This is a genomic window from Streptomyces litchfieldiae (assembly GCF_031845365.1).
GTDB lineage: Bacteria > Actinomycetota > Actinomycetes > Streptomycetales > Streptomycetaceae > Streptomyces > Streptomyces litchfieldiae.
Window position 1 is genome coordinate 272,079 of the sequence record NZ_JAVREL010000006.1, and the last position, 23,106, is coordinate 295,184.

At 72.2% G+C, this 23,106-nt stretch carries 25 protein-coding genes and 2 pseudogenes; 11 read left to right on the plus strand and 16 right to left on the minus strand.

What is annotated here, in order from left to right; all coding sequences use genetic code 11:
* Positions 1 to 4 precede the first annotated feature (4 nt).
* Positions 5 to 1,285: a pectate lyase family protein gene (locus RM590_RS13510; protein WP_311704758.1), complete on the minus strand. Its 1,281-nt coding sequence runs from the start codon at positions 1,283 to 1,285 to the stop codon at positions 5 to 7.
* Positions 1,286 to 1,702: 417 nt separating this feature from the next.
* Between RM590_RS13510 and RM590_RS13515 the strand changes: the two genes are divergently transcribed.
* Together RM590_RS13515 and RM590_RS13520 are read left to right on the plus strand one after the other, a co-directional pair.
* Positions 1,703 to 2,512, plus strand: coding sequence for a glucuronyl esterase domain-containing protein (locus tag RM590_RS13515; protein ID WP_311704759.1), 810 nt, complete (start codon positions 1,703 to 1,705; stop codon positions 2,510 to 2,512).
* Positions 2,421 to 3,248, plus strand: a complete 828-nt coding sequence (locus tag RM590_RS13520) for a glucuronyl esterase domain-containing protein (RefSeq protein WP_311704760.1) — start codon at positions 2,421 to 2,423, stop codon at positions 3,246 to 3,248. The genes RM590_RS13515 and RM590_RS13520 overlap by 92 nt, the downstream gene beginning before the upstream one ends.
* Positions 3,249 to 3,377: 129 nt before the next feature.
* On the opposite strand, the gene RM590_RS13525 is transcribed toward RM590_RS13520, so the two are convergent.
* Complete coding sequence (locus RM590_RS13525; RefSeq protein ID WP_311704761.1) at positions 3,378 to 3,776, minus strand: hypothetical protein; 399 nt, start codon at positions 3,774 to 3,776, stop codon at positions 3,378 to 3,380.
* Positions 3,777 to 3,906: 130 nt separating this feature from the next.
* Positions 3,907 to 4,092, minus strand: coding sequence for a hypothetical protein (locus tag RM590_RS13530; RefSeq protein ID WP_311704762.1), 186 nt, complete (start codon positions 4,090 to 4,092; stop codon positions 3,907 to 3,909).
* Positions 4,093 to 4,113: 21 nt separating this feature from the next.
* Here RM590_RS13530 and RM590_RS13535 point away from each other — a divergent pair, with 21 nt between their 5' ends.
* Entirely contained in the window at positions 4,114 to 4,710 is a 597-nt protein-coding gene (locus tag RM590_RS13535; RefSeq protein ID WP_311704763.1) for a hypothetical protein, read from the plus strand.
* A 28-nt stretch (positions 4,711 to 4,738) separates the two neighbouring features.
* Here RM590_RS13535 and RM590_RS13540 read toward each other — a convergent pair whose 3' ends face one another.
* Both RM590_RS13540 and RM590_RS13545 read right to left on the minus strand, forming a co-directional pair.
* Complete coding sequence (locus tag RM590_RS13540; RefSeq protein ID WP_311704764.1) at positions 4,739 to 5,149, minus strand: RidA family protein; 411 nt, start codon at positions 5,147 to 5,149, stop codon at positions 4,739 to 4,741.
* Positions 5,146 to 6,018: a helix-turn-helix transcriptional regulator gene (locus RM590_RS13545; RefSeq protein WP_311704765.1), complete on the minus strand. Its 873-nt coding sequence runs from the start codon at positions 6,016 to 6,018 to the stop codon at positions 5,146 to 5,148. Before RM590_RS13545 ends, RM590_RS13540 begins: the two co-directional genes overlap by 4 nt.
* Before the next feature lie 133 nt (positions 6,019 to 6,151).
* Here RM590_RS13545 and RM590_RS13550 point away from each other — a divergent pair, with 133 nt between their 5' ends.
* Positions 6,152 to 6,418 carry an Atu4866 domain-containing protein gene (locus RM590_RS13550; protein ID WP_311704766.1) on the plus strand — a complete coding sequence of 89 codons (267 nt, stop codon included), beginning with the start codon at positions 6,152 to 6,154 and terminating at the stop codon, positions 6,416 to 6,418.
* The gene (locus RM590_RS13555; RefSeq protein WP_311704767.1) at positions 6,415 to 7,149 is read left to right on the plus strand and encodes an SDR family oxidoreductase; all 735 of its coding nucleotides are present in this window, start codon (positions 6,415 to 6,417) and stop codon (positions 7,147 to 7,149) included. The genes RM590_RS13550 and RM590_RS13555 overlap by 4 nt, the downstream gene beginning before the upstream one ends.
* A gap of 64 nt (positions 7,150 to 7,213) precedes the next feature.
* Here RM590_RS13555 and RM590_RS13560 read toward each other — a convergent pair whose 3' ends face one another.
* The 6 genes from RM590_RS13560 to RM590_RS13585 form a co-directional block, all read right to left on the minus strand.
* Positions 7,214 to 8,473 carry a vWA domain-containing protein gene (locus RM590_RS13560; protein ID WP_311704768.1) on the minus strand — a complete coding sequence of 420 codons (1,260 nt, stop codon included), beginning with the start codon at positions 8,471 to 8,473 and terminating at the stop codon, positions 7,214 to 7,216.
* Entirely contained in the window at positions 8,470 to 9,705 is a 1,236-nt protein-coding gene (locus RM590_RS13565) for an AAA family ATPase (RefSeq protein WP_311704769.1), read from the minus strand. Before RM590_RS13565 ends, RM590_RS13560 begins: the two co-directional genes overlap by 4 nt.
* Before the next feature lie 61 nt (positions 9,706 to 9,766).
* The gene (locus RM590_RS13570) at positions 9,767 to 11,170 is read right to left on the minus strand and encodes a hypothetical protein (RefSeq protein ID WP_311704770.1); all 1,404 of its coding nucleotides are present in this window, start codon (positions 11,168 to 11,170) and stop codon (positions 9,767 to 9,769) included.
* Positions 11,171 to 11,345: 175 nt separating this feature from the next.
* Complete coding sequence (locus RM590_RS13575) at positions 11,346 to 11,891, minus strand: AAA family ATPase (RefSeq protein WP_311704771.1); 546 nt, start codon at positions 11,889 to 11,891, stop codon at positions 11,346 to 11,348.
* Positions 11,892 to 11,993: 102 nt separating this feature from the next.
* Positions 11,994 to 12,626 carry an NAD(P)-dependent oxidoreductase gene (locus tag RM590_RS13580; RefSeq protein ID WP_311704772.1) on the minus strand — a complete coding sequence of 211 codons (633 nt, stop codon included), beginning with the start codon at positions 12,624 to 12,626 and terminating at the stop codon, positions 11,994 to 11,996.
* Complete coding sequence (locus RM590_RS13585; protein ID WP_311704773.1) at positions 12,623 to 13,534, minus strand: EamA family transporter; 912 nt, start codon at positions 13,532 to 13,534, stop codon at positions 12,623 to 12,625. The genes RM590_RS13580 and RM590_RS13585 overlap by 4 nt, the downstream gene beginning before the upstream one ends.
* A 79-nt stretch (positions 13,535 to 13,613) precedes the next feature.
* Here RM590_RS13585 and RM590_RS13590 point away from each other — a divergent pair, with 79 nt between their 5' ends.
* Both RM590_RS13590 and RM590_RS13595 read left to right on the plus strand, forming a co-directional pair.
* Positions 13,614 to 14,504, plus strand: a complete 891-nt coding sequence (locus RM590_RS13590; RefSeq protein WP_311704774.1) for a LysR family transcriptional regulator — start codon at positions 13,614 to 13,616, stop codon at positions 14,502 to 14,504.
* Between the two features lie 228 nt (positions 14,505 to 14,732).
* Positions 14,733 to 16,298, plus strand: coding sequence for a PH domain-containing protein (locus RM590_RS13595; protein WP_311704775.1), 1,566 nt, complete (start codon positions 14,733 to 14,735; stop codon positions 16,296 to 16,298).
* A 134-nt stretch (positions 16,299 to 16,432) separates the two neighbouring features.
* Here the strand turns inward: RM590_RS13595 and RM590_RS13600 are convergent, their stop codons facing one another.
* Positions 16,433 to 16,930 carry a hypothetical protein gene (locus RM590_RS13600; protein WP_311704776.1) on the minus strand — a complete coding sequence of 166 codons (498 nt, stop codon included), beginning with the start codon at positions 16,928 to 16,930 and terminating at the stop codon, positions 16,433 to 16,435.
* Positions 16,931 to 17,132: 202 nt separating this feature from the next.
* On the opposite strand from RM590_RS13600, the pseudogene RM590_RS13605 reads away from it, so the two are divergent.
* Positions 17,133 to 17,923: pseudogene (locus RM590_RS13605) on the plus strand (cellulose binding domain-containing protein).
* A gap of 95 nt (positions 17,924 to 18,018) precedes the next feature.
* Positions 18,019 to 19,521 (plus strand): glycoside hydrolase family 43 protein, encoded by a 1,503-nt coding sequence (locus RM590_RS13610; protein ID WP_311704777.1) that lies wholly within the window; start codon positions 18,019 to 18,021, stop codon positions 19,519 to 19,521.
* Positions 19,522 to 19,618: 97 nt separating this feature from the next.
* Here the strand turns inward: RM590_RS13610 and RM590_RS13615 are convergent, their stop codons facing one another.
* Entirely contained in the window at positions 19,619 to 19,843 is a 225-nt protein-coding gene (locus RM590_RS13615) for a hypothetical protein (protein ID WP_311704778.1), read from the minus strand.
* Positions 19,844 to 20,003: 160 nt separating this feature from the next.
* On the opposite strand from RM590_RS13615, the pseudogene RM590_RS13620 reads away from it, so the two are divergent.
* Both RM590_RS13620 and RM590_RS13625 read left to right on the plus strand, forming a co-directional pair.
* Positions 20,004 to 20,516 (plus strand): annotated as a pseudogene (locus RM590_RS13620) (extracellular solute-binding protein); the annotation flags it as partial.
* An 88-nt stretch (positions 20,517 to 20,604) separates the two neighbouring features.
* Complete coding sequence (locus RM590_RS13625) at positions 20,605 to 21,297, plus strand: type 2 periplasmic-binding domain-containing protein (RefSeq protein WP_311704779.1); 693 nt, start codon at positions 20,605 to 20,607, stop codon at positions 21,295 to 21,297.
* 19 nt (positions 21,298 to 21,316) lie between these two features.
* Here RM590_RS13625 and RM590_RS13630 read toward each other — a convergent pair whose 3' ends face one another.
* Genes RM590_RS13630 through RM590_RS13640 form a run of 3 tightly spaced genes read right to left on the minus strand, consistent with a single transcriptional unit; the run spans position 21,317 to position 23,078 of the window.
* Positions 21,317 to 21,796 (minus strand): nucleoside deaminase, encoded by a 480-nt coding sequence (locus RM590_RS13630; protein ID WP_311704780.1) that lies wholly within the window; start codon positions 21,794 to 21,796, stop codon positions 21,317 to 21,319.
* A gap of 2 nt (positions 21,797 to 21,798) precedes the next feature.
* The gene (locus RM590_RS13635) at positions 21,799 to 22,488 is read right to left on the minus strand and encodes a DUF4865 family protein (protein WP_311704781.1); all 690 of its coding nucleotides are present in this window, start codon (positions 22,486 to 22,488) and stop codon (positions 21,799 to 21,801) included.
* A gap of 14 nt (positions 22,489 to 22,502) precedes the next feature.
* The gene (locus tag RM590_RS13640) at positions 22,503 to 23,078 is read right to left on the minus strand and encodes a TetR/AcrR family transcriptional regulator (RefSeq protein WP_311704782.1); all 576 of its coding nucleotides are present in this window, start codon (positions 23,076 to 23,078) and stop codon (positions 22,503 to 22,505) included.
* Positions 23,079 to 23,106 lie beyond the last annotated feature (28 nt).

Consider the following 23,106-nt stretch of genomic DNA (forward strand, 5'->3'; position numbering starts at 1 on the left):
CGCGTCAGCCCGCCAACTCGTTGAGGTACCGCTCGACATGGGTGTAGCCGCCGGCGTCGGTGTCACCGGCGTCGGAGGCGTCGCCCGGGTCGAGCCCCCGCTCGTGCTCCCAGGTGTCCGGTATGCCGTCGCGGTCGGTGTCGGCCGGCGGGGTGCCGCCGCGCAGGACGCCGAAGCCGCCGACCTGCGCGGGGTCGGTGATGATGGCGCCGGTCTGGCGGGCGACATCGTTGACCAGGCGGGTGTCGATCGCGTCGCGGTGCAGCGAGGCGCCGGCCCCGGCGAGTACGGTGTCGTACGCCTGCCGCGCCGTCTGGACGGTGACCGGCGGGAAGTCGAAGGGCTGGTCCTCGATGGTGGCCGGCCCGAGGTCGGCGTCCGTGGTCGCGCGGCCGTCGAGCTGGCCGTCGGCGTCCTCGTCGTAGTAGTTGCCGGATGCGTAGATGTGGTAGTTGGCGTTGGCGCGGGTGAAGGGATCGCCGGTGGTGGAGGGCCCCGCGACGAAGTAGTTCCCCACGGCGTTGGCGTTGCTGATGCCCGCGGAGTCGCCCAGGATGTAGCCGTCCGTTCCCCAGTTGTAGATCACGCTGTTGACGTACTGGAGCCGTCCCTTCGACTTGGGGTTGCGGGTCTTGTTGTGGATGTAGAGGTTGTGGCTCAGGGTCACACCGTCGCTCTGCACGAGTCCGCCGCACGAGTGCGGGTCCAGGCCCTCGGCCATGATCGAGTACTGCACGGTGATGTTCGTGCTGCTGTTGATGGAGAACGTCTCGTCGCGGCCCCACGAGGTGGAGACATGGTCGAAGATCATGTTGCTGCCGCTGTCGATCGCCACCGCGTCGCGGTTCTGGTCGGGCGTCAGGCCGTGGCGGAACCGCATGTACCGGACGATGACGTTGTCGGAGTTGGAGAACGACACCTGGTACCCGCGGGTCGCCACTCCGTCGCCCGGGGCGCTCTGCCCGGCAATGGTGATGTTGCTGGAGACGTGCACGGGCGACCGGAGCGCGATGTAACCCCCGACGTCGAAGACGACGATGCGGTTCGGCTGACTCACCGCGTCCCGGAAGGACCCGGGCCCCGAGTCGTTGAGATGGGTGACGTGATAGACCTCGCCGCCCCGCCCTCCGGTGACCTGGGCACCGAACCCCTCCGCCCCCGGAAACGCGACGGGCGCCGCCATCGGGGCACCACCGGCCGCGGCCGGCATGAGCGGCCCCAGGACGGCCGCGGCGGCGACCACCCCGAGGGTCTTCCGGAGGATGCTCCTGGACCTGCGCGACATGAGCGGCTCCCTTCAGTCGGTCCGGCGCAGTGTTGTCGCCACCGGTGCCAGGGAAGGTTGCTGACGGCCCGTGAGACCACCGGCGAATCCGGCCAACCGCGCCGGCGCCGGAACGCTCCCGACGGCGCTGAAACCCGAGGGGCCCGGTGGTACCCGCGTGTTACAGGGGGATTGCGCGTCCAACTGGCGCCCTTGTACCTTGCCCAGTACTGGGCTGCGGTTGAGGCCTGGGGGCAGCTTTGACGACATCGTGGTCCGGCGCACTTCCACCATCGCGGCGTGCGTCGGCCGGTTCATGACTCCATGCCGTCCGGCAGGGGCATTTCCGTCGGCTGCGCGCCTTCTTCTGGAGGTCCCCCAATGCGCTTCCATCGATATCGGCCCCGGGGGTGGGCCGCCGCGGTTTTCGTGGCCGTCGTGAGCTTAACCGCCACCACTCTCGGCACGCGGGCGGGCGCCGCCGACAGCGACGGGGCCGCCCCGCTGGTTCAGGCCGCCGCCGACGAGCACGACGGTGCCGACTGCGTCGTGCCCGACCCGGGTCAGCAGACCCCCACCTCCCTGCTTCCGGACCCGTTCAGGAAGCTGGACGGTACCCGCGTCTCCGCCCAGTCCGACTGGCGGTGCCGACGGGCGGAGATCAAGGAGCTGGCCGAGAGGTTCGTCTACGGCGAGAAGCCCGACGCCCCCGACAGCGTCACGGGAACGGTCTCGTCGACCGGCATCACCGTGAACGTGACGGACCAGGGCAGGAGTTCGAGCTTCTCCGCGTCGGTCTCCCTGCCGAGCGGCTCCGGGCCCTTCCCGGCCGTCATCGTCTTCGGAGGAATGGGCGCGGACACGGCCACCATCCGGTCCTCGGGTGCCGCCGTCATCAACTTCGACCCCTACACGGTGGGCAGAGAGGGCACCGCACGCAACAACAAACAAGGCGCGTTCTACAGCATCTACGGCTCGACGAGCAGCACGGGGCTGCTCATGGCCTGGTCCTGGGGCGTCAGCCGCATCATCGACGTCATCGAGCAGTCGGGCAGCAACGTTCTCACCGCGGACGCGACCGGCGTCACGGGATGCTCGCGGTTCGGCAAGGGCGCCCTCGTGGCCGGCGCGTTCGACCAGCGCAATCGCGCTGACCATGCCGATCGAGTCGGGTACCGGTGGCGCTCCCATCTTCCGCGGGATCCCCGGGGAGAGCGGCTCGCAGCCGCTGAGCAGCGCCTACGGTGAACAGCCGTGGCTGGGCGACGCGTTCGGCTCCTACACGAGCAACCCGAACAACCTCCCCGTGGACACCCACGAGATCCTGGCCATGGTCGCGCCCCGCGGACTCTTCGTCATGGAGAGCCCCCACATCGACTGGCTGGGCGCCAGGTCCGGCAGCGTGGCGGCCCTGGGCGCGGCGGAGGTCTACAACGCGCTCGGCGCCGGGGACAACATCACCTACTGGTCCGACATCCAGGACGGCAACCACTGCGCCGTCCGGTCCGAGTGGCGGGCCCCGTTGCAGCAGAGCATCCAGACGTTCCTGCTGGGAACGGGCAGTGCCCCGGGCGAGATGAGGATCTCGTCCCGCAAGGCCGGCAACCTGTCCCAGTGGCGGGACTGGCAAACCCCGATCCTCACCCCGGGCGGCGACGACGACCCGCCGCCCGGGCCGGCCGGGTGCGGGGTGACCTCCCGCGTGGTCAACGCCTGGAACGGTGGTTTCCAGGCGGAGGTATCGGTCACGAACAACAACGCGGCCGCGATCAGCGGCTGGACGGTCCAGCTCACCCTGCCCGCCGGAGCCACCGTCAGCTCCATGTGGAACGGCGAACGCACCGGCTCCTCCGGCACGGTCTCGGTGCGCAATGCCACTCACAACGGCAGCCTCGCCGCCGGTGGATCGACCACCTTCGGCTTCGTGGCCGGCGGAGGCGGCGGCTCACCGAGCCTGAGCGGCCTCGGCTGCACCTCCTCCTGACCGGCAGCACATCCGCCGATCACCGGGCGGGCACGGGTTTCTCCCACCCGTGCCCGCCCGGCACCCGTTCGGGCCCCGGCGAACCGTCCCTCGCCGAACCGGCCCGCCACTCAGGGGCGGCAACCGCCGCTAGGGGACGATGACTTCGATGATCTCGCCGTCGGTGGTGGCGGTGCCGTTGCCGTGGCTGAGCGCGTCGTAACAGCCGTGGCTGCTCCACACCGGCAGGAACGTGCCCTCGGGGACCGTCACCACGACGTCCTTGGGCACGCCCGTGGTGAAGCCCCGCTGGCAGTCCCAGTACCGGCCGCTCGGGCTGTCGTCCGGCATGCCGATGATGACGGAGTCCGCGGGCCACGAGGGGTCCCCGGCGCCGATCGTGATCCGCAGGGTCACGGTCACATCGGCGGCCTGCGCGGTGGTCGCCGCCGAGGCGGCGGTGGGGGCGAGGGCCAGCGAGAGGCCGGCGAGGCCGGCCCCGAGGGCCAGACCGAGCCGGGGCCGGCGTGCAGCGGGTCGGGAAACCATGGGCACTCCTGTCGGTGGGGGAACCATGCTCATGACTCTCCACTCACGGAGGAGGTCCCTCGCCGGTTCGACCCGGGGGCGGGAACCAGCCACCCCGAGCGGCGACGGGCACCAGGTCGCCCGGGCCGGCTCAGCCCGTCGCCAGCACGCCGGTCTCGTAGGCCAGCACCACCGCGTGCGTGCGGTTGTCGGCGTTCAGCTTGGCCAGAGCGAGTCGCCCGTGATCGCCCGAGCGATCTGCGGAGAGGGCGCCCGCTTGCGAATGAAGCCGGGTAACGGGCGCCGCAAGGGGTTCGGTCCGCTGTGCGCGTCCCATGGATGATGGAGGCGTGATGAAGTGCGTCAACACCTCTACGGCTCGCCCCATTTGGTGGCGCCGGCGGGCGGCGAGCGCGGACCGGCGATGACGGACACGGTTCATGGCACCGTTGCCATCGAGTACCGCCACTTCTGCGTCACCGAGGGCGGCCCCGGCACCGAGGCGGCCGACTTCCGGAGCGAGCGGCCGGTCATCCTCTCCCACGGCCGGATCACGGTCACCACTCGCGTGCAGGAGCAGCGGGCGCCGGTGACCGTGCGCGTCGTGCGGCGGCATACGCCGCCGGAGGGGTGGGCGCACCTCGGCACCGTCACCTACCGCCCGGTCCACAGGGGCGTGGTGACGGTGTGCGACACCATGAACGGCCCCGCCATGGATGACCTGCGGATCGACCCCGCGACCGTCTACGGCGTGCACGTCTACGCCAAGGGCCGTGCGGACTCCCGCGAGCGTTTCGACGCCTGTCTGGACCGGGGCGAGTACGGCGTTCGCGACGGCTTCGAGGAGTACCTGATCGTCTTCGTGCCCTCCGGGTCCCAGGAGCCGCCCGAGATCCGCGAGGAGCGGCGGATGGTGGTCGACGACCGGGGGCGGCGCCCGGCGAATCTCCGGTGATGCCGTCTCCGGCCGGGGCGATGGGGCGTCAGCCGGGAAGTGCCACGGTGAGGTCCACCTCGACGAGCTGTCCGGCGAAGCCGAGTTGGGCGACACCCAGGAGCGTGCTGGCCGTGGTGAACGCCGGGCCGATGACCGAGTGGGTGAGGCGGTGCCACACGGTGCCCAGGACATCCCTGTCATCGCTGCACACGTAGATCACCGAGCGCACGACGTGCTCCGGCCGGGCAGCCACCGCCTCCAGCGCGATCCGCGCGTTCGCCGCGACCTGGTCTGTCTGGAGGTCGAGGTCGCCGGGGCCGACGAGCGAACCACTCCGGTCCAGCGGGCACTGACCGGCCAGGTAAGCGGTCCGCCCCGCCTCGACGACGGTGATGTGGTGGTAGCCGGGGGTCTCATGAAGCTGTTCCGGGCTGACGCGGGTGATCCGTGCGCTCATGCCCGCCAGTCTGACGCACCCGCCCCGCCGCCGGGACGGGGATCGGTCGGGTCCCAGGGGCTGTGGAGGGAGCCGACCAGTGTGAGGGCCTGGGCGCTGGGGCTGCCGGGTTCGGCCTGGTAGACGACCAGTTGCTGGCCCGGGGCGTCGCGGACGTCGAAGGACTGGTACGTCAGGGTCAGCGGGCCGACGTCCGGGTGGAGCAGGTGCTTGGCGTCCCGGGTCTTGCCGCGCACGGCGTGGGCGTTCCACAGGCGGGCGAAGTCGGAGCTGTGCGCGGTGAGGGTGTCGACGAGTTCCCGCAGTCGCGGGTGGTCCGGGTCCAGGCCGGCCGCCTGGCGCAGGTTGGCGACGGTGGCGTGGGCCGCCGTGTGCCAGAGGACGTGGAACTGCCGGCCCGCCGGGTCGAGGAAGACCATGCGGGCCAGGTTGTCCGCTCGCTCGAACGGCGAGAACAGGGCCTCGGCCAGGGCGTTGGCCGCCAGGATGTCCAGGGCCGGGTTGACCACGAACGCCGGGGCGGCTTCCGATGCGTCCATGAGCTGGCGCAGGGCGGGGCCGACCAGGTCCGTGGTGTGGGTGGCCCGGTCCAGCGGCGCGGTACCCGCCAGCCGGAACAGGTGGGCGCGGGCGTCGGTGCCCAGCCGCAGGGCGCGGGCGAGGGCGTCGAGCACCTGGGGCGAGGGGTGCCGTTCGCGGCCCTGCTCCAGCCGGGCGTAGTAGTCGGCGTTCACCCCCGCCAGCACGGCGATCTCCTCGCGCCGCAGGCCGGCGACACGGCGCACGCCGTGGCTGACCATGCCGACGTCCTGCGGCCGCACGCCCGCCCGGCGTGCCCGCAGGAACTCTCCCAGTTGGTTGTCGGGCATGTCCCGAGGCTAATTCGCGCGGCGGCGGGCCGCCTGGGTGTGGCGCACCCAGGCAACAGCCGTCCTGGCCGGCGGTCCCCGCCCGGCCCAGACTCGGTGAGGCAAACGGCTTCATGGACGAAAGGAATCCGCCATGGCAGACGCCGGGCGAGACGGCGACGCCGACGTGGTCGGCATGTGGGTCACCGCGGACGGCCACATACGCCAAGAGCTACGCGCGGACGGCCGGTACGACGAGGCCCGCGGCGACCGGCGCAGCGCCTACACCGGCCGCTACACGGTGACCGGCAGCCACATCGACTACGTCGACGACACCGGGTTCACCGCCACGGGTGACATCCGCGACGGCGTGCTCCACCACGAGCACCTTGTCCTGTACCGCGAGGAGAAGCAGTCATGAACGAGGTCACCAAGGTCGTCGCGGTCACCGGGGCGAGCAGCGGGATCGGGGCGGCGACCGCCCGCCGCCTGGCCGCCGACGGGCACCGCCTGCTGCTGGGCGCACGGCGCACCGACCGGCTCGGCGCGCTGGTCGAGGAGATCACCGCCGAGGGTGGCACCGCGGCGTTTCAGCGGCTGGACGTCACCGATGCCGCCGATGTGCGGGCCTTCGTCACCGCCGCGCGCGAGCGCTTCGGGCGGCTGGACGTGCTGGTCAACAACGCGGGGGTGATGCCGCTCTCGCCGCTGGACTCGCTGCTGGTGGAGGAGTGGGACCGGATGATCGACGTCAATGTGCGCGGTGTCCTCCACGGCATCGCCGCCGCCCTGCCGGTCATGCGGCGGCAGGGCGGCGGACAGTTCGTCAACGTCGCCTCGGTCGGCGCGCACGAGGTGGTGCCCACCGCGGCGGTGTACTGCGCCACCAAGTTCGCCGTCCGCGCCATCTCCGAGGGGCTGCGCCAGGAGTCGCCCGGGGACATCCGGGTCACCGTCGTCTCCCCGGGAGTCACCGAGTCGGAGCTGGCCGACGGCATCTCCGACCCGCGCGCCCGCCAGGACATGAAGATCTACCGCTCGGTGGCCATCCCCGCCGCCGCCATCGCGGACGCCATCGCCTTCGCCGTTTCCCGGCCCGACGACGTCGACGTCAACGAGATCATCGTTCGCCCCGCCGCCAGCGCGCAGTGACGGCGTCACACACGGCGGCGGCGACGCGAGGGAGAGGAGACCGGTCCGCCCGTCCCGAGAGGGCTCACCGGGCGGCGGGAGTCGATCCGATGTGAACGACTCGTGCCCACTCGGGCGGTGAGTCCGGCACGTAATCGGGATTGTTCTCCTGCCACGACCGGGATGCCCGCCGCCGGGGGAACAGTCCCACCACCGTCCGGCACGGTGGCCGCGCGCCCGGCCAGGGCGTCTGTCCGTCGGTCAGGACCACGACGACGTCCGGCCGGGGCCGCGAGCGGAGCGCCCTGGCGAAGCCCGTCCGCAGATCCGTGCCCCCACCGCCCACCAGCGGTATCCCCTCGGCACGGCACAGCGGGTGCACGACGTCGGCCGCCGCGTCGCACGGCAGCACGGTGACCAGGTCCCGACGGCCGCCCACCGCGCGGGAGATGGCGGCGACCTCGTGGAGCGCGCTGCCCAGTTCCGCGTCGCTGACCGACCCGGACGTGTCGATGATGACGGAGACCCGGGGCGGCCTGCGCCGGAGGCTCGGCAGGACAACGCCGGGCACTCCGGCCGACCGCCGCGGCGGCCGGCCGTAGCTGTAGTCGTCGCCCGCGCCCGCGCCGCAGGCGGCCGAGCGGACCGCCGCCCCCAGCAACTCCCGCCAGGGCTGCGGCGGTTGGAACGCCTCCTCGGCCCACCGCCGCCAGCCCTTCGGGGCGTTCCCCGGGCGGGCGGTGATGCCCTGCGCCACCCGGAACCGCACCGCGTCCCGTTCCTGCGGGCTGAGGCCGTGCGCGCCGTCCGGCCCCAGGTCCCACTCCCGCTCCAGCCCGTCGGCGCCGCTGCCGCAGTCCAGCCAGGCCATGCTCTGCGTATACGGCCCGAGCCGGAACTGGCGCAGGTAGTCCTCCATGAGCTCGCCCGCGGGCAGTCCCAGGGACGCGGGCAGCACGGCGCCTTCGGGCTGAACGAGCCCGTCGCCGAACACGTCGTCGTTGATCTCGCAGTCACCCGCGATGTTCATCCGCAGCCGTTCCGCGGGTCCGCTCAGCCCGTGTTCCCGCGCGAAACGGTCGCTGCGCCCGTGGTGGTCGCGCAGCAGGTGCGACACCTCGTGCACCCAGACCCCGGCCAGTTCCGCCACGGGCGTCCGGTCCACGAACGCCGGCGAGACGTAGGCCCGCCAGTGCCGGTCGACGGCCATCGTCGGCACCGTCCGCGACGCCACGGCGTGCAGGGCGAACAGCGCCGTCGCCAAGTAGGGCCGGGCCCGGGCGGCTTGCAGCCGGGCGGCGAAGAGCTTGTCGAGGTCCAGCGCCCTCGCGGCGTCCGTGTTCATCGTCCGGCCTTCGCCGCGACCGCGGCCGCCGCGTGGTCCGCCCGGCGGGACAGGGACACCGCCCCGGCGAGCCGCTCGATCGACGCCGGCACGTCCCAGTCCTCGCGGCGCAGCGTGGCCAGCGTCGTCGCCGGGACGACCACCAGGTCCGGAGCGCCGGTCTCCACCGCCCGGACCAGCAGCGCCCACGCCGCGTCCCAGCGGGACTTCTCCGGGCGCGAGCGGACCGCCGCCACCACTCCGTCGAGCACGGCCTGGCGCAGATCCCCGCGCTCGGGCAGGACGGCCCCCGCCGGGTCGGCGAGCAGCGTCTCGGGGTCCGGGAGGTCCATCCGGTCCAGGCTCGCCAGCAGTTCCAGCCCCGGACCGTCCCCCACGGTGCCCCTGACCAGCAGCGAGAGCACCTCCCTGGAGGAGCCGGCCGCGGTCGCGAAGGCGATCAGGCACAGGGTCATCTCCCAGCTCCGAGGCGACGGCCAGGGGCCGCCCCGGCGCGCCTCGTTGGTGGGCAGCCGGTGCACGAGCCCGGGGCGGGCGGCGAGGAGCCCGCACACCGCGCGGCGGGCGAAGTCGACGGCCTCCGGCAGCCGTTCGGGGGCGAGCCGCGGCAGCGTCGCCCGGGGCCAGGTCCCGCCGAGGCCGCGCACCACGACCTCGTGGTCATGGGTCCACTGCAGATGGACGAACCGGTTGGCCAGCGGCGGGCTCAGCTCCCAGCCGTCGGCCGCCGAGGACCGCGGATTGGCCGCGGCGACGATCCTCACCCCGGGCGGCAGCCGCAGGGCGCCGATCCGCCGCTCCAGCACGAGGCGGAGCAGCGCGGCCTGAACGGCCGGTGGCGCGGTGGACAGTTCGTCCAGGAACAGCAGGCCGCGGCCGGCCCGCACCAGGCGCACCGCCCAGTCCGGCGGGGCCATCGGCACACCGTTCTCCGCCGGATCGTCGCCGACGATCGGCAGGCCCGAGAAGTCGGACGGCTCGTGCACACTGGCGATCACGGTGGTCAACGGCAGGTCCAGGGCCGCGGCGAGCTGGGTCAGGGCCGCCGTCTTGCCGATCCCGGGCTCACCCCACAGGAGCACGGGGAGGTCGGCGGCCACGGCCAGGGTCAGGGCCTCCAGTTGTACGTCGGGGCGCGGTTCGGTGGACGCGTCGCGCAGCAGGGCCAACAACTCGCCGGCGACGTCCAGTTGGGAAGTGTGGACCGGGGCGGACGGGGTGCGTGTGGGCATGTGTGATCACCTGGGGGTTCGTGGGTGAGAAGTGAACGTGGGGGACGGAGCTGGGTCCCGGTCAGCGAACGAGCGCCTGGCGTGGGTGGGAACGGTGGTCGCGGGGGCGGCCCCGGCCCGGACAGGCGTGATCACGCTCACGTCCGACCAGACCGGCCCGGAACAGCCCGTAGGTGATCCGCCGCAGCGCGGCGGCCTCCAACTCGTCCCGCAGAGCGCCGCCGAGCAGCACCGCGTCCGGACCCAGCAGGCCCTCGACGACGGCCAGCGCGCCGGCGGTGTCGCCGTGGTCCAGCCGCGTGCGGACGTCGGCGAGGCAGTCCGGCTGACGGTGTGCCACATCGATCGCCCGCAGGCAGGGGAGCGGGGTACCGGTCAGCGCGGCCAGCAGTTCCTCCCGCCGGATCTCCTCCGGGTCGTGGTCCAGCGCGGACAGGACGCCGTCGACCAGGCCGATCCGGTGCCGGGCTCCCCGGCACTCCACGAGGCGCGGTGGCGCCGCACCGACCGGGGTCCGGGACGAGGGGGGCGGTGAACGATCCGGCGCCAGCGCCGAGGCGACCAGCGGGTGCAGCCGATCCCCCTCGATCAGTCCGGCGCGGAGCAGTTCCAGGTCCGGCAGCACCCAGATCGCCGCGTCGGGCAGGACCGGCGGCGCGCAGGCACCGCCGTCCTCGCGCGCCGCCGCGATCCGCACCGCGGGCGGCCCGGCGCCGTCCCCGTTCGCGACGAGTTCCAGGAGCAGCCGGTGGCGGGACCCCAACCGCGCGACGACGGCACCGGTGGACCGCCCCTCGGCGCGGAGCAGAATCCCCGCCTCGGCCGCCCATCGGCCGACGGCACAACCACGCTCCGGCGGCACCGTACTCAGCAGATCGGGGTCCGGCACGGCTTGGCCGTCGGTGGGCGGCCGATCGGCGCCGGACCGGATCCGCAGTTCATCGGCCCTGCGCGCGTCCCACAGGTGACGGTGCAGGTCGAGACGGAACCGCCGGTTGGGACGGGGATGCGGGTGATGGCCGGCGCCCGCCGCGGAACGGGACCCGTCCCACAGCGCGAGGCTGATCCGCTGACCGGCATCCGCCCAGGCGGGCGGAGTGCGGACCACGAGATGCACCGGGGGCGCGCCGTCCCGCCCCGCGGCGTCGTACCGGGCCAGGGTGATGGTCAGGCCCGGGCGCAGCAGTCCGTCGGGAGCGATCCGCGGCATGTGCCAGCGCAACAGGTCGGGAGCCAGCCGACGGAGATCGGCCCGGATCCGGGCGGCGAGTTCCCGGCCGTAAGTGCTGGCCACCGAACGGAGATTGAGATCGACATCGATGGCCGCGGCGGCACACGCCCCTGCCCAGTCCCCGGTACGACGGCGGGCGGTCGCGGTCTCGATCATGGACGGCGGCACGGCGAACTCGCGCACGCGCAGCCAGAGGGAAAGGCGGGAATCCCCATACGCGGTGTGAGTGGGCATCAGCACTCACCTTGCGTGGATGGGACCCCCAATCTGCCAACAGAGTGAGTGGTCATCGCGGGGAGCATATCGTCCCGCTCCCCGATCTGTCAGGAGACGACGTCAAGGCGATCGCCGAGAACGTTCGCCCGCGCCCGGGTTCACGGAACGCGGCGCTCGCCCGGGGCGGGATCCGCTACCGGTCCGGACTCGCGCCGACGCCCTGAAGCACGCGGTCGGCCAGCTCCCCGGGCGTCAACTCGCCGTCCAGGAAGACGGTGTCACCGGGCAGGGTGTCCACCGCGGCCGCGCACATCTCGATCTTGCTCTTGCACCACCGCCGGACCTCCTCATCTCGCTCGGGGTCATCCGGCGTGAAGCTCCGGCCGTCGATCCGCCGCACCAGGACCTCGGGCGAGACCTTGAGGAAGAAGTGGTGGACCACCGTGCCCGCGTCCTTCAGCGCGCCGAAGATCTCGCCCACATACTCTGGATTGACCAACGTCATGGGAACGAGGACGGGCCGCCGGTACTCCTCGACCAGCCCCACGGCCAGGTGCGCGACCTGCCGCCGCCACAGGCGGAGATCCTGGAAATCGCCGGTCGGCACGTCCACGATCCGCCTCAGGACCTGGCCGACCAGCTCGGGGTCATAGACCAACGCCTCTGGCCGGCGCGCACACAACTCGGCCGCCAGTGTGGTCTTGCCGCTGCCGAACGCGCCGTTCAGCCACACGATCACCGCTTCTCCCACCCCTCGTCACGGAGCCCGCGCCTTGGGAACGCGGTGCCCGGCCAGCATGTCATTACTCCAACGGGCCGGCGACGGACCTGTACTTCGGACCTAGTAACCGACGGTGAAGTGCCTGTTCCCTCCCGGGGTCTCCAGTTCGTCGAGGACCGCCACGGCGAGGTCTTCGGCGGAGATGCGGGACGTGCCGTCGGCGCCGGTGATGAGCGTGGTGGTGCCGCGGCGGTACTCACCCGTGCGATGTCCCGGTTCCAGGACGGCGGGTGGGCTGAGATAGACCCAGTCGGCCCGGTGCGCTCGGCAGGCGTCCAGTTGCGCCGCGCTGGCGGCGGCGATGGCGCGCCACTGCCGCGGCACGTACTCCGGGCTGTCGACGACGAGCCGGTCGGGATGTCCCGGGATCCGGAGCGGGGCGGCGCCGCCGACAACGAGGATGCGCCTCCCGGCCGTAGCGGCCGCGTCGAGCAGCGCCGTCGTGGTCATGACGGCGGTGGTTTCGTGCCCGGGGGCGGGACGGGTCGCGGCCACGATCGCGTCGGTGCCGTGGAAGAGTCCGCTCATGCGGTCGGAGTCGTTCGCGTCGCCCTCGACGGCGGTCACGCCGGGAGGCAGGGCGGCCCGGCGTTCCCTTCGGAATATCGCGACGAGGTCATGGCCCCGGCCGGCGGCTTCGCTGACGACGCGCGAGCCGACCATGCCCGCGGCTCCGGCAACGGCGATCTTCATCGAACTGTCCTTTCCAGTGGGGGAGTTGAAACAGGGCGGCGTGAACGGGCGGGCGCAGGAAGCTGTCCCGCACCGATCGCGGCGAGGGAGAGCCCGAAGCCTGCGAGTTGGACCGGGCCGAGCGTCTCGCCGAGCAGGACGGCGCCGAGCAGGGCGGCGACCAGCGGCGAGAGCAGGATGAGAACGGCGACGGAGTTGACGGGCAACGTGGTGACGCCGCGGAACCACAGGACATAGGCGATCAGGCCGCCGACCAGCCCCAGCCAGAGGTAGCCCAGGACGGCGGGCGCGTCGATCGCGGGCGGAGGCCCCTCGACAAGCAGGGTGACGGGCACCAGGAACACGCCTCCCGCGGTGAGTTGCCACCCGGCGAAGGCGGTGGCACCGGCCCCGGCGGGCCGCCCCCAGCGTTTGGTGAGGGTCACGCCCAGCGCCATCGAGGCCGCGCCGGCGAGGCCCGCCACGATCCCGACGGCATCGAGCGCCGCGTCCGGCCCGATCACCATCAAGCCGACGCCGACGACCCCCGTCACACCCCAGAAGAGGTGCCAGGCGGAGGGGCCCTGGTGGAGGACCAGCGTGGCCAGGACGGCGACGGCGAGCGGCTGGGCCGCCGCCAGGGTGGCGGCGACGCCACCCGGCAGGCGTTCGGCCGCGGTGAACAACAGCGGGAAGAGCAGCCCGATGTTCAGCACGCCGAGCACGGCGGCCTTTGCCCACCAGGCTCCGCGCGGCAGCGTCCGGGTGATCGCCAGCGCGATCAGTCCGGCGGGCAACGCGCGCAGGAGCCCCGCGAACAGCGGGTGTCCCTGCGGGAGAAGCTCGGTGGTGACGACATAGGTCGTGCCCCACGCCAACGGCGCGAACGCCGTCAGCGCGGTGCGCGGCAGGAATCCCGGACTTGTCATACGCGCAGTCTCATCTCGCGACGATCAATGAGTCCAACACATGTTTGTCAGTTCATCGATCGCGATACAAGATGAATCCATGGAGCTCCAGCAGATGCGCTACGTCGTCGCCGTCGCCGAGACGAACAGCTTCACCCGGGCCGCCGAACGCTGTCTGATCGTCCAGTCCGCCCTCAGCCACCAAATCGCGCGTCTGGAACGGGAACTCGGCGCGAGACTTTTCGAGCGCACCAGCCGCCGGGTGCGGCTGACTCCGGCGGGTGAGGCGTTCCTCCCGGCCGCCCGCCAGTGTCTGGACGCCGCCGAACGCGCGGCCGCCGAGGTCGCCGCGGCTGTCGGCGAGGTGCGCGGACGGCTCGCCGTGGGCCTGATCCCCACCGTCACCGCCGTCGATATCCCGGGCGCGCTGCGCGACTTCCGCCGGCAGTACCCGCATGTACGGATCAGCCTGCGGGTGGGCGCGAGCGAGGACCTCGTCGAGCAGGTCAAGCAAGGAACCATCGACGTGGCCTTCCTCGGGCTGCCGACCACCTCACGGCCCCAGGGCGTCGCCGCCCACGAACTCGTCCGGGACCGCCTCGTCGCCGTGGTCGCGCCGGATCATCCACTCGCCGGAGAGCCAGCGGTCGGCCTGCGCAGGCTCTCGACCGAGGTGTTCGTGGACCTGCCGGCCGGGACCGCCGGACGTGCCCAGTCCGACCAGGCCTTCGCGGCCGCCGGTCTCACCCGGGACGTCGCCTTCGAGGTGACCACCGCGGACTTCATCGCCCGGCTCGTCGGGGAGGACCTCGGTGTTGCCATGCTCCCCTCCGCCTACGCGCCTCAACTCGCCGGCGTCATCACCATCGAGGTCGCGGACGCGCCCGCCCGCGTCGAGTACGTCATCTGGAGCAGCTTCAGCCGCACCCCGGCGGCCACCGCCTTCCTCGCCGTGCTCGACATCGCGGCGCCGGACCGGGACGACGCGTGAGGCCCGGCCCGGCCGCCGATCCCGGTGGGCCGGACCGCCGGTGTCAGTCGTCGACGGCCACGCCGTTCCGGGCCGGACGTCGGCCGGCAGTCGAGGAAGGCGACCAGGCGGAAAGGGTCGAGTCAGTTCCCGCCATGACTGACTTCCCTGGGTCGGCAGCGTTGCCGGCCAGGAGTTGCCGCACCCGACACAGGCACATGCTCACCGGCCGATGGCAGGATTCCGCGCATGAGCGATGTCCGGGAAGTCACCTGCCGTCCCTTCTGGGAGCGCACCCTGTGGTTCTTCGTCGTGCTCGGCGCGGCCGGGGCGGGTCTGGCCGTGGTGCGCGTGGCGAACCGGGGCGAACTGCTGGACGTGTGGCTGGGTGTCGGCCTGCTGCTGGCGCTGATGGGCCTCGCGGCGCTCCGCGGCGTCGCCGCCCGGGTGAGCGCCGACGCGCGCGGCCTGCACGTCCGGACACTGCCGCGCCGCCGGAGCGTGCCATGGCCCGACATCGCCGACCTGCGGGTACACGTGCGGGTCCACCGGTCGCAGGAGACCCGTCGCGTCGGCCTGGTGCTGCGAGACGGGCGGAAGCGGCTCCTGCCCCTGCCGCACAGCGGCTGGTCCGCCGCCGACCCGGACTTCGACGCGAAGCTGAACGCGCTCCGCGCGCTGCACCGCCGTTACGGAGCCCCGGAGTCGAGCCATGTCCCCGTCGTCACCTACCGCACCGCCGGGTATGGCCGGGCCGGGACGCTGGCCCTGTGCGTGCTGCTGCTCGGGGGCGCGGGCGGGGCCGCGTGGCTGGTCCCGAACGTCGCGTCGGATGAGCGGGCGTGGCAGTCGGCCGGCCCGTGCGCCGCCGAGACGCCCGCCGGTGAGCTCGGCGAGTGCCTGACCACCCTGTCGGCTGTGATCGCGCGGACCGAGGCCGCCCCGTCCAACCGGGCCAGGCGGAGCAGCTGGCTGTACTTCACCGACGGCCGGCCGCTGGAACGAGTCGCGGTGTCCCGGGAAGCCGCCCAGAGCTTCCGGCCCGGCGACACCGTCGAACTCACCGTCTGGCGCGGTGATGTGCGGGAGGTCGCCGGCGAGCGCCACGTGTGGCGCGAGCACGTCCCCGGCGCCGGAGAGGTGGCCGTCATCGCGGCCGCGCTGGCCCTCGCCGCGGGCTACCCCGGCGCCCTGGTGCTGTTGCGCCTGCGCGGACGCCGACTGCCCGCCGACGAGGTCGTCCCCTCGGCCCTTCCGTTCGCGGGCGCCCTCGCCGGTACCGCCCTGTGGTTGCTGCCGCTCTGCTACCTCCACCCCACCACCCTGCTGACCTCTCCGCAGCCGATCGCGTGGGCGGCCGCGGGCTCGCTGGCCACGCTGGGACTCTTCGTCCGGGCCTGGCGCGCCACCCGGGTGCGTACGCCCGGAGAGGGCGGAGCGACCGGGAAGTCCATGGGAGAGGAAGGGGAGGGGGAGGTGTTCCTGGCCGCGCGCTTCCTGGAGCACACCGACTACAACCCGTACGGCTTCGGCACCCACATCGTCCTCGGGAGCGGCCCGCCCGCGGTAGTACCGCACTCGGGCCCGGGCCGGTTCGCGGCGAAGCGGATACCGGTGGAGCGGCTCGGCGTCAGGAACGTGCGGCGCGCCCGGGGCAGCGACGGCGACACCGTCCCCAGAAGCTGGCACATCGCCGAGCTCGACGACGCGGGCAAGCAGATCCGCCTCGCGGCGGCCCCGGCCGACCTGACCCGCATCATCCGCGAGCTGGAGACCACGAAGATTCCGGCGCACACCGCCGACCGCGAACCATGAGACGGCGCCTGCCGTGTGCGCCGGCCGACGCGTTATTCGCGGGCCCCATGCCCCTGGCGCACCATACGATTCCCGGGCAACGCCGCCAGCGGTTGCCTGGTATGAGGAGGGACTCTTCTGCTGACAGACATCGCCTATGCCCCGGTCGAGCCCGAGCACAGCGAGGGGCATCTCCTCGATCTGCGCCTGCCGGAGGAATCACCGACGGGCGGCCTCAGGCCGCCGAGGTTGGTCAGGGACTTGATGCCGTAGTAGGGGTGGAACGGCGTGTGGAGCGGCGGCTGGCAGACGTCCCCGATGCAGCCGCCGCTGGAGAGCAGGCCGGCGTCGTTGAAGTCGGTCTCGCCGTCCACCGTGTTCACCTCGTTCGGCCCGTTGTGGGTGTTCCACCAGTCGACGTTGAAGACGCCGTTCTCCAGGGCCGTCATGTAGACCTCGGCGGCGAACAGGCCGTTGGGGCGGCTGTTCTGCTGGACGTTCGAGTTGACCTCGGTGAGCGCGATGCCGATCTCGGCCGAGCGCTCCCCGGCATAGCGGTCGATCTGGCGGCGGACCTCGCGGAGCTGGCCGGGCAGCCGGGCGACCCGGTCCAGGGCCTCATCCGCGCTGGCACCACCGGGGTAGGAGTGCACGATGACGAAGTCGATGGTGTCGCCGGACGAGTACCTGACCTGGATGGAACACGGCGCGTTCACCCTCGACTGGTGGAACCTGCACAACGGCACCGACTGCAGCAACATCACCGAGGTCGAGGGCGCCACCGACTACGACGACGGCGGCATCCTCTCCAGCGCCGCGCACGCCGTCCGCAAGGCCAACGGCGACCTGAACGTCATGCTCATCAACAAGGACCCCGCCAACGACGCCACGGTCGACCTGTCCTACGAGGAGTTCACCCCGTCCTCGGCCACCCCGACCGTGTACTCGCACCTGCAGAACGCCACCTCGATCGGCTCGGCCACGGCGGGCAGCGCGAACAGCCAGACGGTACCGGCCTATTCCATCGTCGTCGTGCAACTGCGGGCCGGCGGCGCGGCCGACACCCGGGCGCCGACCACCCCCGGCGCCCCGGCCGCCGCGGACGTCACGGCCACCACCGCCGCGCTGTCCTGGACGGCCTCCACCGACAACGTGGGCGTCACCGGCTACAAGATCGTGCGCGTCAACGGCACCGCCGAGACGAGGGCCGCCACCACCAACGGCGTGACCCTGACCGGTCTTTCGCCCGGCACGGACTACACCTTCGCCGTCTACGCGAGGGACGCGGCCGGGAACCGTTCGGCACGCTCCGCGACGGTCGACGTCACCATGGCCGCCGACGGTCCGGCCGCGCCGTGCACCGTCGCCTACCGGGTCGCCGGCGAGTGGCAGGGCGGCTTCCAGGGCGAGATCCGCTCCTGCACGGCCGAAGTCAGCGGCTGGCAGCTCGCGTTCTCCTTCCCCGACGGCCAGACGATCAACAACATGTGGAACGGCACCACACCCAGACCGGCGCAGCGGTCACCGTGCGCCCCGCCGACTACTCCCGCACCATCCCGGCGGGCGGCTCGGTGACCATCGGATTCATCGGCAGCACGAACAACACCAACACGGCACCGGAGAGCTTCACGTTCACCGACGTGTAGGCGCGCCGCCCGCCGGGTGACGCACAACGAACGACGAGGTCCGCGCCGGCACTGCGCGATCCCACCGAGGAAAGGAACTGATGAGGGTGTCGAGCATGCCCGCGACAGGCAACACCGTCCGGAATCCCGTTCTCCCCGGGTTCCACCCCGATCCCAGCGTCTGCAAGGTCGGCGCGGACTACTACCTCGCGTGCTCCAGCTTCGAATACTTCCCCGGCGTGCCCATCTTCCACAGCCGGGACCTGGTGCACTGGAACCAGATCGGCAACGTCCTGGAACGGCCGAGCCAACTGCGTCTGCCGTCCGAAACCCAGTCCTCCGGAGGGATTTACGCTCCCACGCTGCGCCATTTCGACGGCCGGTTCTGGCTGATCACCACGAACGTGAACGACGGTGGCAACCTGCTGGTCACCGCCACCGACCCGGCCGGCCCCTGGTCCGACCCGATCCGGCTGCCGGGGGTCAAGGGCATCGACCCGGATCTCGCCCGGGACGACGACGGCAACTACTGGTGCACCGTCGCCGGGATCGGGCAGATCCGCATCGACCCGTACACCGGGGAGTCGTTCGGTCCGCAGCGCCGGCTGTGGTCCGGCGCTCCCGGCGCCAAGGCCCCCGAGGCGCCGCACCTGTACCGGATCGGTGACTACTGGTACCTGCTCATCGCCGAGGGTGGCACTGAGCGGTGCCACGGCGTCGCCATCGCCCGTGGCCGCACGCCCAACGGCCCGTTCGAGCCATGCCCGGACAACCCGATCCTGACCCACCGGGGCACCGACCACCCCATCCAGAACACCGGCCACGCGGATCTGGTGCAGGGGCCCGACGGTTCGTGGTGGATGGTGCTGCTCGGGGTGCGGGCGCGCGGCGGCACCCCCGGCTGGCACGTCCTGGGGCGCGAGACCTTCCTGGCGCCGGTGACCTGGACCGACGGCTGGCCGGTCGTCGGCGAACTGTCGCCCGACATGCCCGCGCCCCCCTGGCCGCTTCAGCCGGCTCCCGCCGCACCGGTCCGGGACGACTTCGACCTCAGCGAGCTGGCACCGTGCTGGATCTCGCCGCGCCAACGCCCCGAGCAGAGCTGCACCACCAAGGAACGAGCGGGCTGGCTGACGCTGCACGCCCGGGGGAATTCGCTCGACGACCCGGATGTGACGTTCGTCGGCCGGCGCCAGCAGCACCTCTCCTGCCGAGTGCGCGCCATGATCGACCCGGCCGGGGGACGCGGCGGCCTGGCCGTCCGCCTCGACGAGCGGCACCACTACGACATCGAGGCGACGTCCGGCGAGATTCGCGTGCTCGCCCGCGTCGGCCCGCTGCGCACCGTGGTGGCGGCTCGGGCCGTGTCCGCCGGTCCGGTGGTCCTCGGGATCGAGGCCGCCGTCACCCGGACCGTCAACGACGCGCGCACCGGCCCCGACTCCCTCACCCTCGGCGTCGAGGAACCGGATGGCACGTTCGCCGGGCTCGCGACGCTCGAGGGCCGCTACTTGTCCACCGAAGTCGCCGGCGGCTTCACCGGCCGCGTCATCGGGATGTACGCCGCGGAAGGCACCGTCCACGTCGACTGGTTCGACTACGAGCCGCTCGACCACTGAACCCAACGGAGCCTCGGGCGCGAATCGCCGGCCATGGCGATGGCGCCTGCACGCGCATCGAATTCCCGCCCCTCGACCCTGTTCACTTTCGTAAGTCTTAGGGGTTGTTGAACGCCATGCCGAACTCACGCTCAGGACTGAGCCGAAGAAGCTTTCTGACCTCCACCGCGGTCGCCACCGCCGCGGTCGGCGGCATCCCGCTGCTGTCGGCGTGCGGCGGCGGGGGGAACGGCGGTGGCCAGGTGGGGCGGGTCTCCGAGGACGAACTCCAGTCCATCCTGCCGGCCTTCCGCGCCTCCGACGTCGCGGTGGAGCCGGACATCGCCAGCGAAAACGGCTCGAGCCCCGGCTACACACGGTGGATTCCGGACGACGAACTGGGCGTCTCGGTGCGGACGCCCCGGGGCGGCGGCGCGGAGTTCACCGTCATGACGCCGCTGTGGGGAACCCCGCCCCAGGCGGGGAACGACTTCTGGACCGCGATGGACGAGGGCATCGGCGTCCACGTCAACTGGCAGACGCAGGCCGGTGACACGTACGGCGACAAGCTCGCCGCCACGCTGGCCGGCAGCGACATCCCGGACCTGGTGTGCGTTCCGTCCTGGAACATCCTGGGCCAGATACCCCAGGCCATCAGCAGCCGCTTCGCCGACCTCGGCCCGTTCCTCTCCGGCGACGCCGTGCTGGACTTCCCGAACCTCGCCGCCATTCCCACCGATGCCTGGCAGCCCGCGGTCTTCGGCGGCGCGCTGCGCGGGCTGCCCATGCCCCAGACCGTCTACGGCGGCGTCGTCCCCTTCTACCGGCAGGACATCTTCGAGGCCAACGGCTGGACTTCGCCCACCAGCGCCTGGGAACTCCTCGACTCTGCCAAGGACATCACCTCGGCCCGCAACCACGTGTGGGCCTGCGAGGACATGAAGTGGTTCGCCCAGATCATGTACGGGGTCGTCCCCCTCTGGAAGCAGGAGAACGGCCGGCTGGTCAACCGGATCGAGTCCGAGGAGTACCTGGAGGCCCTGGAATTCACCCGCCGCCTGTACGAGGCGGAGGTGGTCCACCCCGAGGCGGTGGCCGCCGCCGGTGACCCCCACGCTCCGGTTCGCGTCCGGCGAGTCCCTCATGCTCAGCGGCGGGGACGGGGCCTGGTACACCACCTCCGTCGAGCAGCGGAAGACGAACCCCGACTTCCGCATGAACGCCTTCGACTACTTCGCGGCGGACGGCGGCGACCCCGTGCTGTGGTCCCGGAACGGCTCCAGCATCTGGACGTTCGTCAACAAGGACCTCCCCGAGGACCGCGTCCGCGCGGCCGTCGAAATCGCCAACTTCGCCGCCGCGCCCTACGGCACCGTCGAGCAGCGGCTGAGGCAGTACGGCATCGAGGGCACCCACTACACCCTGGAGGACGGGCTGCCGGTCCGCACCGAGCAGGGCAACGCGGAGGTCGTCCCGGAGAGCTACACCTTCATCTGCTCGCCCGGGAGCTTCCTCGCCTTCCCCGACCTGCCGCAGGTCGTCGAGGACTTCACCGCCTGGCAGCAGCGGAACTTCCCCTTCGGCAAGGAAGCTCTCTTCGCCGGCCGGCAGGTCCAGGAGCCCGCGCGCCTGGCCAACATCGACGACGGCATCCCGGACCTGGAGGACGATGTGGTGCGCGGCCGCAAGTCGATCCGCGACGCCCGCGACGCCGTGGAGGACTGGCGCCGCAACGGCGGCGACGAACTGCGCGACTTCTACCAGCGGCTCCTGGACGAGGGCGAAGGAGCCGCCTGACCGCGCCGCGCGCGGGCGGTCATGTGTCCCCATGGAAGCGGCGGTGCAGAGCCCGGACCTCTTCGTCCAGGCCCGGCACCGGCCCTTCGACCACCACGCCCGGCGCGACCTCGTTGACCGGCAGCGTCTGCACCGGAGGAGCCGGGACCCCCAACTCGGCCAGCCAGGAGGACAACTGCTCCGACGACGCCACGTACACAATGCGCCCGAGGCCCACCCAGGCGTGCGCCGCCGCGCACATCGGGCAGTGCTCGCCCGAGGTGTAGACGGTGGCCGTCGCCCGCTCCCCGGGGGTCAGGTGGGCCGCCGACCAGCGCGCCAGCGCGAACTCGGGGTGGCGCGTGCGGTCACCGGACGCGACGCGGTTGTGGTCCTCGGCGAGGACCGAACCGTCCCCGCCCACGAGAACCGACCCGAACGGCTCGTCTCCGGCCTCCAGCGCCTCGGTCGCCAGCTCCACGCAACGGCGCAGGTGCGGCAGTTCGGTGTCGTTCACCATCGTCACGGTCCTCCTCCGGCTGATTTCCCGGGGCAAGGTACGTCCCGTCGTACGCACAAGCCCATCGGTTTTCCGTGCGACCAGGCGCGTCCCTCCGGCAGCCCCGCCAGGCCGGGGGAGGACAGGTGCAGCACCTCGTACCGCTCGGTGGCCGTCGCGTCCGGTGCCGCGGTGTCCCGCCACAGGACGAACCGCATCAGATGCCAGTGATGGGGGTCGAACGCCAGGGCGGCGGTGTGGACGTCGTCGTGCCGGGCGAATTCGCGGAGCTGTTCCACCTCCTGCTCGATCAGCCCGGCCAGGGCCAACCCGGTGGTGTCGGCGCCGGGGCCGGTGGCCAGTGGGGTGAGGCGGCGCGAGGCCGCCCGGGGAGGCGAGGTGCGGGCGGGGCGCGTGTGGCAGGCGATGCCGGCCCAGTGCCGTGCGACCGGACGCCCGAAGTCCCGGACGATGTTCTGGAATCCGCCGCCACCGACGAGGAAGTGGGCCATCGCGCCGGCGTCGTTCCACAGGTAGAACGGCGCGTACTGGTTGACGGGCGAGCCGTCGATGCCGCGTTCGCGGATGACATACGCTTTCAGGCCCAGTCCCGCGCGGTCGTCGAGGACATGACCGCCGTCGGCCACCCGCTTGCGGATGATTGCCATGTCGTAGTCGGCGGGCAGGGTGATCTCGTACTGCTTCGCGTACATGAAGGGCGGCCCCTCTACTCGTCGGCGGGGGAGACGTGGGCGGCCAGCAGGCTCAGTACCCCGGTGATCGCCTGGTCGAACGGCGCCACGGAGTCGGCGGCGCCGGCCAGCACGTAGCCGCCCTGCAGGACCGCGACGACCGTCGAGGCGACGGCCTCCGGGTTCAGCGCGGCAGCCAGTTCGCCGCGCTCGCGCCCCTCGGCCAGCACCCCGGCGAGGCGCTCGCGCAGCCAGGCCAGGGTTTCGTCGACCGGCGCCCGAAGCGTCGGGTCGGCCATGACGTCCGGGTCCTGGGTGAGACGTCCGATCGGGCAGCCCCTGAGGACCTCCCGCTCCCGGCGCAGATACGCGGTGACGCGGTCCACGGCGGTCCCGGGGGCGGAGAACTGCTCCTCCGCCTTGGCGCGCATCTCCTCGGCGGTGCGGCGGATCGCGGCGAGCGCGAGGTCCGGCTTGCCGGTGAAGTGGTGGTACATGCTGCCCTGCCCGGCCCCGGCCCGCTGCTGTATCGCCTTGGGGCTGGTGCCGGTGTAACCGCGTTCCCACAGCAGTTCGCGCGTGCTCTCGATGAGGCGGTCCGCAGTGCTCATGCGAGCAATATACATACTAGTAGGTACA